Below are 14605 nucleotides of genomic sequence, written 5' to 3'. Positions count from 1 at the left end.
ATGCGCAAAATCATTCATATCGATATGGATGCCTTCTATGCATCGGTCGAATTGCGAGAGCGTCCTGATCTAAAACATCTTCCCGTCGTTATTTCTTCACATCATCCGCGAGCTGTGATTGCTGCTGCCTCCTATCCTGCCCGTGAATTTGGTTTGCGTTCTGCCATGTCGATGAGTCAGGCAAGAAAACTATGTCCTCAAGTTGTCATTATTGAACCAAATTTTGAAAAATACCGTACGGTTTCCGCTCAAATTCACTCAATCTTTCAGCAATATACGCTACTTATTGAACCTTTATCTTTAGATGAAGCCTATTTGGATGTCACTGAAAACCTAAAACAGATTGCGAGTGCAACTGAAGTTGCCATGCATATTCGGGAAGATATTTTTAGATTAACCGGATTGACCGCATCAGCTGGTGTGGCACCAAATAAGTTTTTGGCAAAAATTGCTTCGGATTGGAACAAACCTAATGGCTTATGTGTAATCAAACCTTCGCAAGTTGCTACTTTTATCCAAGACCTTCCGCTTAAAAAGATTCCAGGCGTGGGTAAAGTCACTCAGGAAAAATTACAACAGCTTCAGCTACATACGTTAGGTGATTTACAGAAAATTGAAGAAGCTATTTTGGTTCACCACTTCGGTAAATATGGACAACAACTCTATCTATATGCTCAGGGCATTGACCATAGACCTGTTCAAGCTGAAAGAGCTCGCCAACAAATTTCGAAAGAGACCACTTTTGACAGTGATTTTACTTTGGCTCAATGCCAACCCTATTGGCAGGGATTAGCCGAAAAAGTGTGGCAAACACTAGAGAAAAAACAGCTCAATGCACGTGGTGTGAATATCAAACTTAAACTCAAGAATTTTCAGACTCTACAACATAGTAAAAGCTTTAAAAGACCGATCCAGTCGCTACAGGACTTAATCCAAGTTTTATTTTTATTGTTAAATGAAATGCAGATTCCCGAACATTTCCAGTTTCGCCTGATTGGTATAGGCGTTTATCAATTACAGACCCAAGCTGATGACTTCCAGCTTAACCTCTGGTAATTGACTACTTTTCACTCAAAAGAGCAACTTTTAAACAAAATAGACTCCCTTTTACTAAAACTTTAGAGTAACCTAATCCACGCATATTCATTACCCATGTATTTGCAACATGCCAAAGCAACCTTTACTTTCGGCATATCGTCCTGTGATTGGCGTGACGACCAAATCCGAATATTGCAGGGCACAAATGTGCCCTTTATCTTATAAAGAATTATAAAAAATTAATATTACAGCATTTCTCTACCGTATCTTCCGTTAAACTAACTCAATAAAATTACAACATATTAATTAGTTAACCATGATGAGTCCTAAACAAATTTTATGTATTGAAGATGAAGCTGCGATTATTCTTCCTCTACGTTATGCGCTTGAACGTGAAGGCTGGAATGTCAGTTGGGCAAATACGGGGACTCAAGCATTACAATATCTTTCAGAACAAGCTTTTGATTTTATTATTTTAGATATCGGTTTACCTGATCTTAACGGCTTTGAAGTCTGCAAACAACTACGCCAAAAATCTCAAACACCTTTATTATTTCTTACGGCACGAGATGATGAAATTGATAGAGTTGTCGGTTTGGAAATTGGCGCAGATGATTATTGTACAAAGCCTTTTAGTGCAAGGGAAATTGTGGCTAGAATTAAAGCCATTTGGCGTAGAATGGAAGTACAAATACAAAGTAATTCAAGTCAAAATCCAATCTCTCAGGCTGCAATAATTGCTCCATGCTCGATATGGTCATGCAAACCACAATCTTTGCAAATTCAATATTTTGGAAAATCATTACAACTGACACGTTATGAATATCGATTATTATTTTTGTTGATTCAACATCCTGAACAAGTCTTTAGCCGTCAGCAATTAATGGATCATATTTGGGAACATCCTGAGCATAGCTTAGAACGCACAGTCGATACGCATATCAAAAGTTTAAGGCAAAAACTAAAACAAATTACCCCTGATAATGATCCTATTCGGACGCATCGAGGGTTCGGATACAGTCTAGTGAAGTTAGGTTAATCAATGTCCATCTTTATCCGCATTTGGTTTTTCTTTAGCTTAGTGGTGGTACTGAGCCTAAGCTTTATTGCTTATACATTAAACCAACAGGTCAAACCAAATGTCCGCCAAGTGGTCGAAGATACACTTGCTGAAAATGCCAATATTATTGCCCAACTGATTGCAGAAGATGTAGCACAAAAACAAGTTAGTACGCCCGAATTTGATCAAAAAATTCAAGCAGCATTATCTCGCCAACTGAATGCTACAATTTGGCAGCATAAAAAAGATGAAATTAATCAACAACTTTATATAACAGATCAGCACGGCATAGTAATCTATGACTCAGAAGATCAAGCCATTGGGCAAGATTATTCAAAATGGAATGATGTTTATTTAACCCTACAAGGTAAGTACGGTGCACGTTCTACTGCAACCACACCTTATGACCGAAACAGCAGTGTAATGTATATCGCTGCGCCGATTATCTACAAACACCAATTAATAGGTGTGGTCAGTATTGGTAAGCCAAATCAATCCGTGCAACCTTATATTACACGTGCAGAACGTCAACTGATTTATCAAGCGCTGTGGATCGCTGCACTCAGCTTATTACTTGCAAGCATGGTGGCATATTGGTTAAGACACAGTATTGATAAAGTACGTCGTTATGCTCAAGCACTAGCACCTGTCAATCAAGCTCCATTTTTCTATTCTGCAAAAGAGCTGAACCAAGTGACTCAAGCGCTCAGTGAAATGCGAGAGAAACTAGAAGATCGTGCTTATGTCGAAAATTATGTAAATACTCTGACCCATGAATTGAAAAGTCCACTCACGGCGATTCAAGCCAGTGCAGAACTATTACAAGATGATCTGCCCTTAGAAGATCAACAACAATTTGCTGCACATATTGTTGAGCAAAGTCATCGCTTGCAATCTCTCATTGAACGAATGCTGTTGCTGACACGCCTAGAGAAGAATCAGCATGTTTTAGAATTCCAAAATGTTGATTTATTAAAACTAATTCGAGATTGTTTGACTCAACAACACAGTATTTTTCAAATTAAACAAATTCAAATAAAGCTGAATCTTCCTGAAGATTGTACAATTTATGCTGATCCCTTTTGGCTTAAACAAGCCATCAATAATCTATTAGATAATGCAAGAGACTTTTGCTCTGAACAAGGTCTTCTCACCATTCAAGTCAGGAAAAATACTGTCACTGATGGCATTGAAATTCTGTTATTCAATGAAGGTGAAGCCATTCCTGAATATGCCTTAAATCGTGTCTTTGAAACCTATTTTTCATTACCACGTCCGCATAACCAGCAAAGAAGTACAGGTATCGGACTAAGTATCGTGCAGCAGATTATCCAACAGCATCAAGGTCATATCACTATTCAAAATATCCCTGAAAATTATTTGGATTTTTTAAAGCAACACAAATCGGGAGTATTGGTAAAAATTTTACTTCATCAAAACTTCACATAAGCTTCAACTGCAACTCATTTAAAACGCATATCGATTCGAGACACTGGTCATATCAGAATGACAATGGAATCCACTATGCGTAGAAACTTTATCAATCTTAAAATAGGAGCGGTTTTATTCCTAATTTTGATTTTTTATATTGGCCTCTTTTTTATTTCAAACTTGGTAGATGAACGCCAAAGCTATCAACAACAAGTAATTCAAGACATTGCAAAAGAACAAATTCGCCCCCAACAAGTGATCGCACCATATTTAAAAATCCCTTATCAAGTTCAAACCATATGTACCGATGAGCAAAAGAAAACTTACGCTTGTATCCAAACATTATTTGTCACCCTAGGGGCAGAATCAACGGACTGGAAAGCTCAGTTTAAAGTTTCTGATAACACTTACAAACGCAATATGTATAAAGCAATTAGCTATCAAAATCACATGTTAGGTAAAGGTGTATTTAAAGGCACAATGCTTGAATCACAACGCAACTATCTTTGGGATCAAGCTGAAATCATTTTTCCTATCCAAGATGCTCGCGGTCTAAACGCCAAGCCAACATTTAATATTGATGGAAAAAATTATAAATTTGACTTTTCTGCGCAAAGCCAAGGTCAACATGGCTTTGATCTTCTTCATATCACCAGCAAGCAATATCCTGAACTGATCCTAAAATTGCAAAAAGGTTTTAGCTTTAGTCTGCAATTTGATTTAGAAGGTTTAAGCGAATTTGCCTTTGTTCCAACCAGTTACGAGATGACCTATCAAGCTAAAGGCAATTGGGGAGATGTCAAATACGATGGTCAAAGTTTGCCTTTTAAGAAACTGAGCAAAAAACAATTCTTTGAAGCTGACTGGAAAAATATTGCTTTAGGTAAACGTAATTTAGATCGTCTCTCAACCTGTGCAAATAGTCAGTGTTTTTACCAAGCTGTAAATACTCAAAGCAATCTGATCAGTGATGTTGACTCTGGTTATGCTGCTTCAGATACATCTTCAAACAACATTTCTGGTATTTCAACGCAGTTTTTAGAACCCGTTAATATTTATACCCAAACTGATCGTGCCATCAAATATGGCATTATGGTGATCATTATTACCTTTGGTTGCTTCTTCTTATTTGAAGTTTTGAAAAGTCTTAAAATTCATCCTATTCAGTACGCTCTGGTGGCTATGGCACAAGGTGTATTCTTTGTTTTGCTTCTATCTATAAGTGAATATTATGCTTTTGGCCTAGCCTACCTCGTTGCGGCAGTTGCATGTATTGGGTTGATTACTTGGTATTTATACTTCGTCGTTCAAGGTTTTAAAGCCGCCATACTCTTCGGTGTTTTGCTCAGTGCTTTATACGGCATGATGTATCTATTACTACAATCCAGCGGCAAGACCTTCCTTTTTGGCTCTATTCTCTCGTTCATACTAATTGCATGTGTCATGTACATAACACGCCATGTTAATTGGTATCAGTCTGAACAACAGCGCATCTAAATCTATCAGATAAAGTTAAATTTTTATATTAAAATTAGGATTTTAACATGTATAAAACGACCAAATCAGCTTTAAATCAACTCAAACAATTGTGTCCAAATCAAAGCTCCGTTGCAGCTTGCTTGAATCAGCTTCGGCGCGCCAAAATCCAATTTTTAAATTTAGGTAATATTATTGTTTGCCCACAATACCGCTCTATTCTTATTTTCAAACAGCGTAAATTAATGGAAATAGAAACTTTTTCAGCCTAATTTAAAGAAATTTACACTGCATTAGAATTGTATCAAGTACAATCTTTTCTATCGTTTTTATATCAGGTAAAACTTATGTCTGTGCAGCGTTTACACGTTACTTCACGCTACTGCGAAGTTGCGATTTCAGGTAATTTGGTACACCTAGCTGGGCAACTCGCAGATGATACAAGCGCAGATGTCACAGGGCAGACTCAACAAACTTTAGATAATATTGACCGTCTATTGGCAGAAGCTGGAACAGATAAAACCCATATTCTTTCTGTCATGATTTTCCTAAAAGATATCGAAAAAGATTATGCAGCAATGAATGCTGTTTGGGATGCATGGATTAGCGAAGGACATCCACCAGCACGTACATGTGTAGAATCAAAACTCTACGCACCAGATGTACTTGTAGAAATGACGGTTGTTGCGGTACTTCCATAATTTTTATAATTATAAACCTACATAAAATTGAGCAATATCTGGGGTGATATTGCTCAATTTTTTAGTAATTTTAAAATTTTGAATTTCAGCATTTTATTCAAATCTTCTTAAATGAGCTTTCAAATCAATTCTGCTAATGTCGAATTTTTAAGGCTTCACAAAAGCGTTTGACATTCTTTCTAGCTGGGGTGTCGCATGCAAAGTTGCTAACTCTGATTCAGGACTCAATAAATCTCTTCTTAGGTCATGATAATCAGGCACACTACTATAATGAAGAACACGATAGCCAGCCAATTGTAATAGGCGACGCTCGTATTGTTGATGGGCTCGGCGTAAACCGTTTTCCCCTAGAACAACAACTACAACTACCTGATAATTTTGATCAAGCACAACAAAATCAGCTGACATATTTTGATATTTACGACGTGTATGCGCGTATTTTGTAGTTAGAAGTGCATCAAAAGATACATGCGCTAATACTGTAAATTTGGGCAAAACAGTTTGTAGTCTGGTTAAGGTCATTTGCTCATGGCTAGTTAACACTGCACGGCGCTTTAAAGCACTATCATGTTGATGCCTTCGTGACAGACTTTTCACTGCCATAACAACAACCAAAAATAATAATAAGATCGTAATTAAATAGTACATGGGTCCATCCTTTAAGTTTTTTATAATGATTTTGCTAGATCACGCTTTGTTTTAATTGATAACGACACAGCCGTTTTTAAAAGGTTCACTTAGTAATTTCACTTGTAGTTATCAAGCTTGGCTTAAATTTATCCACCCTCACATTATTTATAATCATAGAATCAATAACAATCAAGTGCAGCTCGTCAGATTTTGGCTATTTATCATTATTCGTTACGTTTTTTGTACTTTAAATCCTCAAAAATCTCATTATACGATTTAAATAGAGTCATAAAAAACAAAACAGGCTCTATTTAAGAGCCTGTTTTATCATTATCCACGAACTTTAGATTTAGGTTTACTTTTCCCACCAAACGGTCTTTTTTCTCCGGTTTCACGAGGAGGTAAACCATTATGTTGCGTTAGAACCTGTCCTTTTTGTGGACGCTTCTGATTCGAATGATTATTCGTTTGCTGATTATTTCGTTTAACTGAATCGCCTGCTGTAGACGAATTCTTCTTGCGAGCAGACTTATATTCCCCTTCTGTGCCTTTTGGCTGATAAGTCGGAATTAAATGCTGCTTCGAATTACCAATTAAATCTGCGCGACCCATCTCTTTTAGGGCCTCACGAAGTAATGGCCAGTTGTTTGGATCATGATAACGCAAGAATGCTTTATGCAGACGACGGCGTTTTTCACCTTTTACAATATCAACTTTTTCAGTATATCGAGCTACTTTAGCAAGCGGGTTTTTACCCGAATAATACATGGTTGTTGCCGTTGCCATTGGTGATGGATAGAAAGTCTGTACCTGATCGGCACGGAAACCATTCTTTTTCAACCAAATTGCAAGATGCATCATGTCATAATCTGAAGTACCCGGATGCGCAGCAATAAAGTAAGGAATTAAATATTGCTCTTTTCCTGCCTCTTTACTGAAACGGTCAAACATTTGTTTGAAACGATCATACGTACCAATACCCGGTTTCATCATTTTAGATAACGGGCCTTGTTCGGTATGTTCAGGAGCAATTTTTAAATAACCACCAACGTGATGTTGTACCAACTCTTTGACATATTCAGGGTTCAATACAGCAAGGTCATAGCGCAAACCTGAACCAATCAGAATCTTCTTCACACCTTTAATTGCACGTGCTTTACGATAAAGCTGCACTAAAGGCGCGTGATCGGTATGTAAGTTTTGACAAACACCCGGATAAACACAAGAAGGTTTACGGCAGTTCTTCTCAATTTCTGGGTCTTTACAGTGCAAACGGTACATGTTTGCTGTTGGGCCACCTAAATCTGAAATAATACCAGTGAAGTTTGGTGCAGTATCACGGATTTTTTCAATCTCACGTAAGATCGAATCTTCCGAACGGTTTTGAATAATACGACCTTCATGTTCTGTAATCGAACAGAATGTACAGCCGCCAAAACAGCCACGCATAATGTTGACCGAAAATTTGATCATATCAAATGCAGGGAAACGCGCATCACCATAAGTAGGATGTGGCAAACGTGCATATGGAAGATCAAACACATAGTCCATTTCTTCTGTAGTTAGAGGAATTGGAGGTGGGTTAATCCACACATCACGTTCACCATGGCGTTGCACCAACGCACGAGCATTACCTGGATTAGTTTCAAGGTGCAAAATACGGTTTGCATGTGCGTAAAGCACTTGATCCTTTGCCACTTCTTCAAAAGAAGGCAAGCGAATAACCGCCAACTCTCGTGGTGGCAATTTGTGTTTAATCGCTTTTGACGGTGCCGGCTTTAATTGAACGATTTGAGTATCGTCATCAAGTTTGTCGCCTTCACGCACAATCGGATTTGCAACAATCTCTTTTTGGAAATTTTGATACTGAGCTAAAGAGTTACCCTTTTCTTTTTCAACCTCACAGCCATCAATATCTTCTGTCATGACATATGGGTTAATAATTGGATCAACACGCCCAACCGTATCTACATCATTACTCGCAACTTCAACAAACTTTGCTTTTGATGCTTTGTTATGTTTATTAATAATAAATGCCGTACCACGAACATCTGTAATCTCGTGGATTTTCTCACCTTTAGCCAAACGATGCATTACATCAATAATGGCACGCTCACCATTACCATACATGAGCAAATCGGCTTTTGAGTCCATTAAAATCGAACGACGGACTTTATCTGACCAATAATCGTAGTGTGCGATACGGCGTAAACTGCCTTCAATACCACCCAATAACACAGGTACATCAGGGAATGCTTCTCGACAACGTTGGCAATAAACTGTTGCTGCGCGGTCAGGACGTTTATTCGGTTCATTGTTTGGAGAATATGCATCATCCGAACGGATTTTACGATCTGCCGTATAACGGTTAATCATCGAATCCATATTGCCTGCGGTTACACCCCAAGCAATCGTTGGCTTACCTAAAACGCGGAAGCTTTCAACATTAGTCCAGTCTGGCTGCGCAATAATTCCGACACGGAAACCTTGTGCCTCAAGCACACGTCCAATCACACCCGATACAAATGATGGGTGGTCAATATAAGCATCACCACAGACTAAAATAAAGTCACACGCATCCCAGCCGAGTTGGTCCATTTCTTCTCGTGACATCGGCAAAAATGGCGCTGGTTCAAAACACGACGCCCAATATTTGTCGTAATCAAACAGCGCTTTGGGCGCAGTTTGCATGGTGTAGGCAGTAGACATGGCTTGCGAATCTCGGCTAGCAGATGAAGGAGAGACATCTAAAGATGAAAGCCGATCATTTTAACATGAATTTCATTCATTTTCCCTGTTTATAAAACATGCGAAAACAACGATATAGAAATTAATTTGATTAAACTTTACTCAATATTTTATTCTTGTAATAAATACGGCGGACCAAAATCCGCCGCAGTTTTAATTTTTATTTATAAAGCTTAGAACAAAGCTTTTGGCAAACGAATTTGAATAATCTCGTTATCGTCAGCCAGTTTTGCGTTACGTCCTGTCGAACCAGGGAAGTTATTATCATTGAAAACCGTCAGCGTTGTACCATTTTCAATAATCACATCTTCAATCGTCTCAAATGGAAAAGCAAAAACCTGCCCCGTACCAATATCCTCTGCTCTAGCTGTGCCATACAGCATATTCGGGTTAGCAATTTTAATTAAATCGACTAAGTCTTCGCGGCTGACTAGCTGGCCTGACTCATTTAATTTAATACGAATTAATTTTTTATAACCGCCTAAATTATTCTGCGTGGCATCACGTTCAATAATAATGCCTTCTTTATCATTAAAGAGTTGGAAATCACCAATATTGGTTGCCTTACTATCTAACTGGAACCAATAATATTTTCCTGTATACACTTTTTTCTTCACATCAAATTGCGAAATCAGCAACTGTCTTTCCGTTTCCCGAATTGATTTAATTGGCTTTTCTATAAGCGGATAAAGATACTGCCCATCTGGCGAAATCGCCATTCCTTCAAAACCACCACTTTGTTGAACTAGAGGTTCTACAAAATTAATTTGTGCTTTATTAAACTGATTTTGTGGTGAACGTAATTCTTGAGTCGGATTTAACGGATTTGGCAGAGCAATCGGTGCATCTAATAACACGCCATCTGCTGAGAAATGGAGTAAATATGGACCAAATTCATCTCCAATCCAGTAGGTCCCGTCACTAGTACGCTGCATCGACTCTGGGTCAAAATCAGCACCCGTTAATAAACGCTCAGGTGTATTACCATTGATGATATTAAATGGAATTAATTTATTCGGATCACGCAATTGGATAAAACTTTGTACAGTAACTTGACTGGTGCCTTTAGTTTTAGTTTTGAAATCAGGCTTTATTTTATAAATACGAAGTAAAAAGTCTGATGAATTATCTTGAGTGCCAAAACCATTATCGGCCATTGCCATATAACTGCCATCTTCATTTTTTAATGCAGCAGAAAAGCCTTGTACAGGTTGACCTTTAAATGGAGGATAAATTCCATTTGCACCTTTCACATATGCACCAGAGTCTGGACCAGCAGCATAAGTTTCTACAGGTAATTTAGCAAAAGAAATTAAGGTTGGTTCGGTAACGTTTTCAGTAGGTGAAGTTTGTTCTTGGTCGTTATCATCATTACATGCCGCCAATCCTAAACTGGCACAGCATAATAATACCGCTAATGTTTTTTTGCTCATGGTTTTATACAGTTGATAAAAAATTAAGCAAATTTAATCAAGCTTATATGAAGTTTTTACTTCAAAAAGATGAAATCTTTATGGCGAAAATATGACAAGACCAACTATTTAATACAACTTCAAAAATTAGACCTCTTCGCTAAAAACTGCTTAAAGTTTTGTTGGCTGATATTCTCCAGCAATTGCTGCTTTTAAAAATTTTTGGAAAGTTGGACATTCCATATGATTTTCAGCAGGACATACAGCAGCGTGTTCTAATCCCTGGCTGATAAAATGCAATCGCTTTGCCATTTGCTCTAATTGTTCAGCTTTATCTTTTAGTTTTTGACGGTCAAGATCAGGCTTACCATCTTGCCCAAACATTGTGGCAATTTCATTTAAAGAAAATCCTGCAGCACGACCTAAAGCAATTAATGCCAGTTGATCAATTACTTGTTTGCCATATTGTCGACGTAAGCCTTGCCGCCCTATCGATTTAATTAATCCTTTCTCTTCATAAAAGCGTAGGGTAGCCGTTGTGACTTTTGCCTTCTTAGCGACTTCACCAATATCCATAATACCCTCTTGACTTCAAGTGAACTTTAATTTGCACAATAAATTTATCACGTTTCATACGTATAAAAGCAAGGTGTAAAAATGAATACATCCACTCTGTTCTTTCAAGCTTTATGTCTTGGTATTGGTGCAACCATCGTTATGGATATATGGCTGTTAATACTAAAAATATTTAAGGCCCCGACTTTAAACTTTGCCTTTCTTGGACGTTGGGTGGGCTGGATATTTCAAGGAAAACTCGTCCATCAATCTATTGCTAAAAGTACCCCAATAAAGGGGGAATATTTATTAGGCTGGATTGCTCACTATAGTGTCGGGATTATCTTTGCATTGAGCTTTCTCTTCATTGTAGGTTCGACTTGGCTCGACCACCCTCAGTTTTACTCAGCACTACTGTTTGGTTTGATCACCGTTCTCATTCCTTTTTTTATTATGCAACCAGCTATGGGTAGTGGTTTTGCCTCATCAAAAACACCTCATCCTTTTTTGAACTGTCTGAAAAGTTTGCTGAACCATAGTGTTTTTGGCTGTGGTTTATATCTCACTGCAAAACTATTTCAAATTTAAATAAAGGGAAATTTCCATGAAAACTGTTGCCATTATTTACCATAGTCGCCAAGGTCACACCCAATTTATTGCTCAGCAAATTCAAACTGGTATTTTGAGCCATAAAAATATGAGAGCAGATTTACTCAATGCCGAAGATATTATCAACAGCCCAGAAATTCTTATCCAATATGACGGCTTAATTTGGGGCTCCCCCACTTATTTAGGTGGTGTATCTTCCAAATTAAAACAACTCATGGATGCAACTGGTCCATTATGGAAAAAACAAAGTTTTAAAGGAAAATTAGCGGCTGGATTTACCGTTTCCTCCCTTCCTGCTGGTGATAAACAATCGACGTTAATTTCGATTTTCACCTTTTGTATGCAACACGGCATGTTATGGGTCGGTAATCCAATCATGCCTGAACAGCACAAAGGCATTCCTTATACGCAAGCAGCCAACCGTCTCGGTTCATGGTCAGGCTTAATGGCTCAAGCTGAACATGGCAGTAATGCAGATGGTTTTGATGAAGGAGATATTAAAACTGCTCAACAATTTGGAGAAAATTTTGCATTGACCTTAAATGCTTATCAAGGAATATAAGGCCATGAAAGCACAGAAACTTTTATTCCTCTTAATTTTATCAGGAATGATGTCTTTTATAGTTTCAGGTATTTCAACTTTCAAGGCTGTAGGGCTAAATCATCACTTTATTTCATTATGGTTATCGACTTGGATCATTGCATGGATATTAGCTTTCCCAAGTGTATTAATTTGTGCTCCTATAGCCCAGAAATTAGTCGACATCATATTTAAGAAAGTTGAAAAAATACGCCTGTAAGTTAAAACGTACAAAACTTGCGGTGATTTGCGGATATTCAGCTTTAGTATTTTTTCATAGTATATAAATCATAGAGAGACAGGATGTCTCATTGAAGAAGAATAAGAACGCAGGAAGCGGTAGTTGACAGGAGTTAACTACATAAAGCTGAATACGAAGAAACCTCGACAGGATGTCGGGGTTTTTTCATTTTAATTATACAAAATTCTTACTTTCTAGATGTGCTGAGCAACAGAACTTATATTGATCCGATAAGTACGGCTGAATACCATCATTTCATTTGAAATTTGATTATTGGTTTTGTATTTTGCTTACCTCATCTTTAGCTCAAGATCATTTTGAACCATCAGAATTACACCGCCTTAGCCTCAAATTTTTTATTATTGCATTGATGACAATAATGACAGGGTGTACAAGCTTAGGGCCGAATAGTGGTTCATTTTCTTGGCGCTCAAATAAACTCTCGTCTGGCTTACAAAAAGCTTATTCTGTTCCAGCGAGCACAGCCAATCGGCTATCTCCAATGATTATTCAAAGTGCTGACCAATATAATGTCCCCCCTCTTTTACTCGCAGCAGTCATCAGGCAAGAGTCTAGTTACAATAGTAATGCTCGCTCTCCTACTGGCGCCGTCGGTTTAACTCAAATTATTCCAAGTTATTGGCAACAAACTTGTGCGGGGAATTTATATGATGAAACCACTAATATTCAATGTGGTGCTTATATCTTAAATCACTATTATCAGTCAGCTGATAGTTGGTTCAAGGCAACAGCTTATTATAATGTGGGACCAACTGGATATGAGCGAAGCTTCTGGACACGACACAAAGCAAAAAAATATGCTCGATCTGTGAAACGTCATCAGAAAACTTTAAAAAGTGCATTATAAATTAAGATCAAATAAAAAAAGCCCATCTATTAATGGGCTTTTTTACATAGTTAATTTTATTCGTCAAATAAACCTTCAAATAAAACAGAAGATAAATAACGTTCTCCGCTATCAGGAAGAATAACAACTATTGTTTTACCAGCATTTTCAGGACGCTCTGCAATTTTAGCTGCAGCAGCCAAGGCAGCTCCACTTGAGATACCTACCAAAATACCTTCTTGAGTTGCACAGTTTCTCGCCCATTGAATTGCTTCTTCACTATTCACTGGTAAGACTTCATCAACCAAATCCAAATCAAGATTTTTTGGAATAAAGTTTGCACCAATCCCCTGAATTTTATGAGGTGCAGGCGTAATACTTTCACCATTTTTAATTTGAGTAATAATTGGAGACTCAGCAGGTTCAACTGCTACTGAGTACAATGGCTTATTTTGGACCTGTTCAAAATAACGAGAAATACCCGTTATCGTACCTCCAGTACCTACGCCAGCAACTAAAATATCAACCTGCCCACCTGTTGCTTGCCAAATTTCTGGGCCAGTTGTTTCCACATGAATTTGTGGATTGGCTGGGTTTTCGAATTGTTGAGGTAAAAAATAAACATCTGGATGCTCAGTTGCTAATCGTACCGCTTCATCAACTGCACCTTTCATCCCTTTCGCCGGTTCGGTTAGAACTAAATTAGCACCTAAAGCTTTTAATACTTTTCTACGTTCAAGACTCATGCTGGCTGGCATAGTCAAAGTAATTGGATACCCCTTCGCCGCCGCAACAAAAGCCAATGCAATCCCTGTATTACCACTAGTTGGTTCAACTATATGCATGCCTTCTTTCAACACACCTCTTTTTTCTGCATCTGCAATAAGTGCAGCCCCAATACGGCATTTCACAGAAAAGGCAGGATTACGACTTTCTACTTTCGCTAATACAGTTGCACCAGTTTTAATTAAACGGTTGATACGAACTAAAGGAGTATTACCAATAGCTTCTGCATTATTTGAATAAACTGCGATACCTAAATTATTGGGTATTGGGAATTGTTGATCGGTAGACATGTTATATCCTTATTAGATTTGATATGAATTTCTTCCATTATAATCATATAAAGAATTGACGATACAAATTCCACGCAATAAAAAACACCCCCACTCTTGCGAACGGGGGTGTTTAGAATAATGAGCTGGCGATGACTTACTCTCACATGGGTAACCCCACACTACCATCAGCGCTAAGAGGTTTCACTTCTGAGTTCGGGA

The 14605-nt window shown here is 37.9% G+C and carries 16 protein-coding genes and 1 rRNA gene; 10 read left to right on the top strand and 7 right to left on the bottom strand.

Annotation, left to right across the window (positions count from 1 at the left end):
• Positions 1–1056, top strand: coding sequence for a DNA polymerase IV (dinB, locus tag ACTJJH_RS16035; RefSeq protein WP_060466406.1), 1056 nt, complete (start codon positions 1–3; stop codon positions 1054–1056).
• 4 nt (positions 1057–1060) lie between these two features.
• Here dinB and ACTJJH_RS16030 read toward each other — a convergent pair whose 3' ends face one another.
• Positions 1061–1177 carry a hypothetical protein gene (locus ACTJJH_RS16030; protein WP_080759734.1) on the bottom strand — a complete coding sequence of 39 codons (117 nt, stop codon included), beginning with the start codon at positions 1175–1177 and terminating at the stop codon, positions 1061–1063.
• Positions 1178–1354: 177 nt separating this feature from the next.
• On the opposite strand from ACTJJH_RS16030, the gene creB reads away from it, so the two are divergent.
• The 5 genes from creB (at position 1355) to ACTJJH_RS16005 (ending at position 5706) form a co-directional block, all read left to right on the top strand.
• Complete coding sequence (creB, locus tag ACTJJH_RS16025) at positions 1355–2077, top strand: two-component system response regulator CreB (protein WP_081313904.1); 723 nt, start codon at positions 1355–1357, stop codon at positions 2075–2077.
• 3 nt (positions 2078–2080) lie between these two features.
• A complete protein-coding gene (gene creC, locus ACTJJH_RS16020; RefSeq protein WP_068930534.1) occupies positions 2081–3547 on the top strand; it encodes a two-component system sensor histidine kinase CreC in 1467 nt (488 codons plus the stop codon).
• 75 nt (positions 3548–3622) lie between these two features.
• Positions 3623–5026 (top strand): cell envelope integrity protein CreD, encoded by a 1404-nt coding sequence (gene creD / locus ACTJJH_RS16015; protein WP_130174264.1) that lies wholly within the window; start codon positions 3623–3625, stop codon positions 5024–5026.
• A gap of 47 nt (positions 5027–5073) precedes the next feature.
• Positions 5074–5277, top strand: a complete 204-nt coding sequence (locus ACTJJH_RS16010) for a hypothetical protein (RefSeq protein ID WP_046812250.1) — start codon at positions 5074–5076, stop codon at positions 5275–5277.
• 75 nt (positions 5278–5352) lie between these two features.
• Entirely contained in the window at positions 5353–5706 is a 354-nt protein-coding gene (locus ACTJJH_RS16005) for a RidA family protein (RefSeq protein ID WP_014208144.1), read from the top strand.
• A 147-nt stretch (positions 5707–5853) separates the two neighbouring features.
• On the opposite strand, the gene ACTJJH_RS16000 is transcribed toward ACTJJH_RS16005, so the two are convergent.
• The 4 genes from ACTJJH_RS16000 to ACTJJH_RS15985 all read right to left on the bottom strand — a co-directional run bounded on the left by ACTJJH_RS16000 (position 5854) and on the right by ACTJJH_RS15985 (position 11072).
• Positions 5854–6354 (bottom strand): DUF2726 domain-containing protein, encoded by a 501-nt coding sequence (locus ACTJJH_RS16000; protein WP_017385843.1) that lies wholly within the window; start codon positions 6352–6354, stop codon positions 5854–5856.
• Positions 6355–6666: 312 nt separating this feature from the next.
• Positions 6667–9045, bottom strand: a complete 2379-nt coding sequence (locus ACTJJH_RS15995; RefSeq protein WP_202724766.1) for a YgiQ family radical SAM protein — start codon at positions 9043–9045, stop codon at positions 6667–6669.
• Positions 9046–9257: 212 nt separating this feature from the next.
• Positions 9258–10517: an esterase-like activity of phytase family protein gene (locus ACTJJH_RS15990; protein WP_372549275.1), complete on the bottom strand. Its 1260-nt coding sequence runs from the start codon at positions 10515–10517 to the stop codon at positions 9258–9260.
• Between the two features lie 150 nt (positions 10518–10667).
• On the bottom strand, positions 10668–11072 hold the full coding sequence (locus ACTJJH_RS15985) for a helix-turn-helix domain-containing protein (protein ID WP_000350995.1): 405 nt from the start codon (positions 11070–11072) through the stop codon (positions 10668–10670).
• A gap of 81 nt (positions 11073–11153) precedes the next feature.
• Here ACTJJH_RS15985 and ACTJJH_RS15980 point away from each other — a divergent pair, with 81 nt between their 5' ends.
• The 4 genes from ACTJJH_RS15980 (at position 11154) to ACTJJH_RS15965 (ending at position 13349) form a co-directional block, all read left to right on the top strand.
• Entirely contained in the window at positions 11154–11639 is a 486-nt protein-coding gene (locus ACTJJH_RS15980) for a DUF2938 domain-containing protein (protein ID WP_005803994.1), read from the top strand.
• A 16-nt stretch (positions 11640–11655) separates the two neighbouring features.
• Positions 11656–12222, top strand: a complete 567-nt coding sequence (locus ACTJJH_RS15975) for a flavodoxin family protein (protein WP_005803991.1) — start codon at positions 11656–11658, stop codon at positions 12220–12222.
• A 4-nt stretch (positions 12223–12226) separates the two neighbouring features.
• Positions 12227–12460, top strand: a complete 234-nt coding sequence (locus ACTJJH_RS15970; protein ID WP_039764039.1) for a DUF2798 domain-containing protein — start codon at positions 12227–12229, stop codon at positions 12458–12460.
• Positions 12461–12740: 280 nt separating this feature from the next.
• Positions 12741–13349, top strand: a complete 609-nt coding sequence (locus ACTJJH_RS15965; protein WP_014208138.1) for a lytic transglycosylase domain-containing protein — start codon at positions 12741–12743, stop codon at positions 13347–13349.
• 56 nt (positions 13350–13405) lie between these two features.
• Here the strand turns inward: ACTJJH_RS15965 and cysK are convergent, their stop codons facing one another.
• Both cysK and rrf read right to left on the bottom strand, forming a co-directional pair.
• Positions 13406–14404: a cysteine synthase A gene (gene cysK / locus ACTJJH_RS15960; RefSeq protein WP_440601443.1), complete on the bottom strand. Its 999-nt coding sequence runs from the start codon at positions 14402–14404 to the stop codon at positions 13406–13408.
• Between the two features lie 123 nt (positions 14405–14527).
• Positions 14528–14605: ribosomal RNA gene (rrf, locus tag ACTJJH_RS15955) — 5S ribosomal RNA — on the bottom strand; the annotation flags it as partial.

The sequence above is a fragment of the Acinetobacter sp. 22301 genome, from assembly GCF_052045285.1.
Classification (GTDB): Bacteria; Pseudomonadota; Gammaproteobacteria; order Pseudomonadales; family Moraxellaceae; genus Acinetobacter; species Acinetobacter pittii.
Note: the sequence above shows the minus strand (reverse complement) of the source record. Positions and strands in the feature narration are given on the sequence as shown.

Bases quoted from the DNA above. Each gene is read 5' to 3' on its own strand.
- ACTJJH_RS15995 (WP_202724766.1), bottom strand. From the start codon at position 9,045: ATGTCTACTGCCTACACCATGCAAACTGCGCCCAAAGCGCTGTTTGAT.
- cysK (WP_440601443.1), bottom strand. From the start codon at position 14,404: ATGTCTACCGATCAACAATTCCCAATACCCAATAATTTAGGTATCGCA.
- ACTJJH_RS16010 (WP_046812250.1), top strand. From the start codon at position 5,074: ATGTATAAAACGACCAAATCAGCTTTAAATCAACTCAAACAATTGTGT.
- ACTJJH_RS16005 (WP_014208144.1), top strand. From the start codon at position 5,353: ATGTCTGTGCAGCGTTTACACGTTACTTCACGCTACTGCGAAGTTGCG.
- ACTJJH_RS15970 (WP_039764039.1), top strand. From the start codon at position 12,227: ATGAAAGCACAGAAACTTTTATTCCTCTTAATTTTATCAGGAATGATG.
- dinB (WP_060466406.1), top strand. From the start codon at position 1: ATGCGCAAAATCATTCATATCGATATGGATGCCTTCTATGCATCGGTC.
- ACTJJH_RS16000 (WP_017385843.1), bottom strand. From the start codon at position 6,354: ATGTACTATTTAATTACGATCTTATTATTATTTTTGGTTGTTGTTATG.
- ACTJJH_RS15985 (WP_000350995.1), bottom strand. From the start codon at position 11,072: ATGGATATTGGTGAAGTCGCTAAGAAGGCAAAAGTCACAACGGCTACC.
- ACTJJH_RS15975 (WP_005803991.1), top strand. From the start codon at position 11,656: ATGAAAACTGTTGCCATTATTTACCATAGTCGCCAAGGTCACACCCAA.
- ACTJJH_RS15980 (WP_005803994.1), top strand. From the start codon at position 11,154: ATGAATACATCCACTCTGTTCTTTCAAGCTTTATGTCTTGGTATTGGT.
- ACTJJH_RS15990 (WP_372549275.1), bottom strand. From the start codon at position 10,517: ATGAGCAAAAAAACATTAGCGGTATTATTATGCTGTGCCAGTTTAGGA.
- creC (WP_068930534.1), top strand. From the start codon at position 2,081: ATGTCCATCTTTATCCGCATTTGGTTTTTCTTTAGCTTAGTGGTGGTA.
- creD (WP_130174264.1), top strand. From the start codon at position 3,623: ATGCGTAGAAACTTTATCAATCTTAAAATAGGAGCGGTTTTATTCCTA.
- creB (WP_081313904.1), top strand. From the start codon at position 1,355: ATGATGAGTCCTAAACAAATTTTATGTATTGAAGATGAAGCTGCGATT.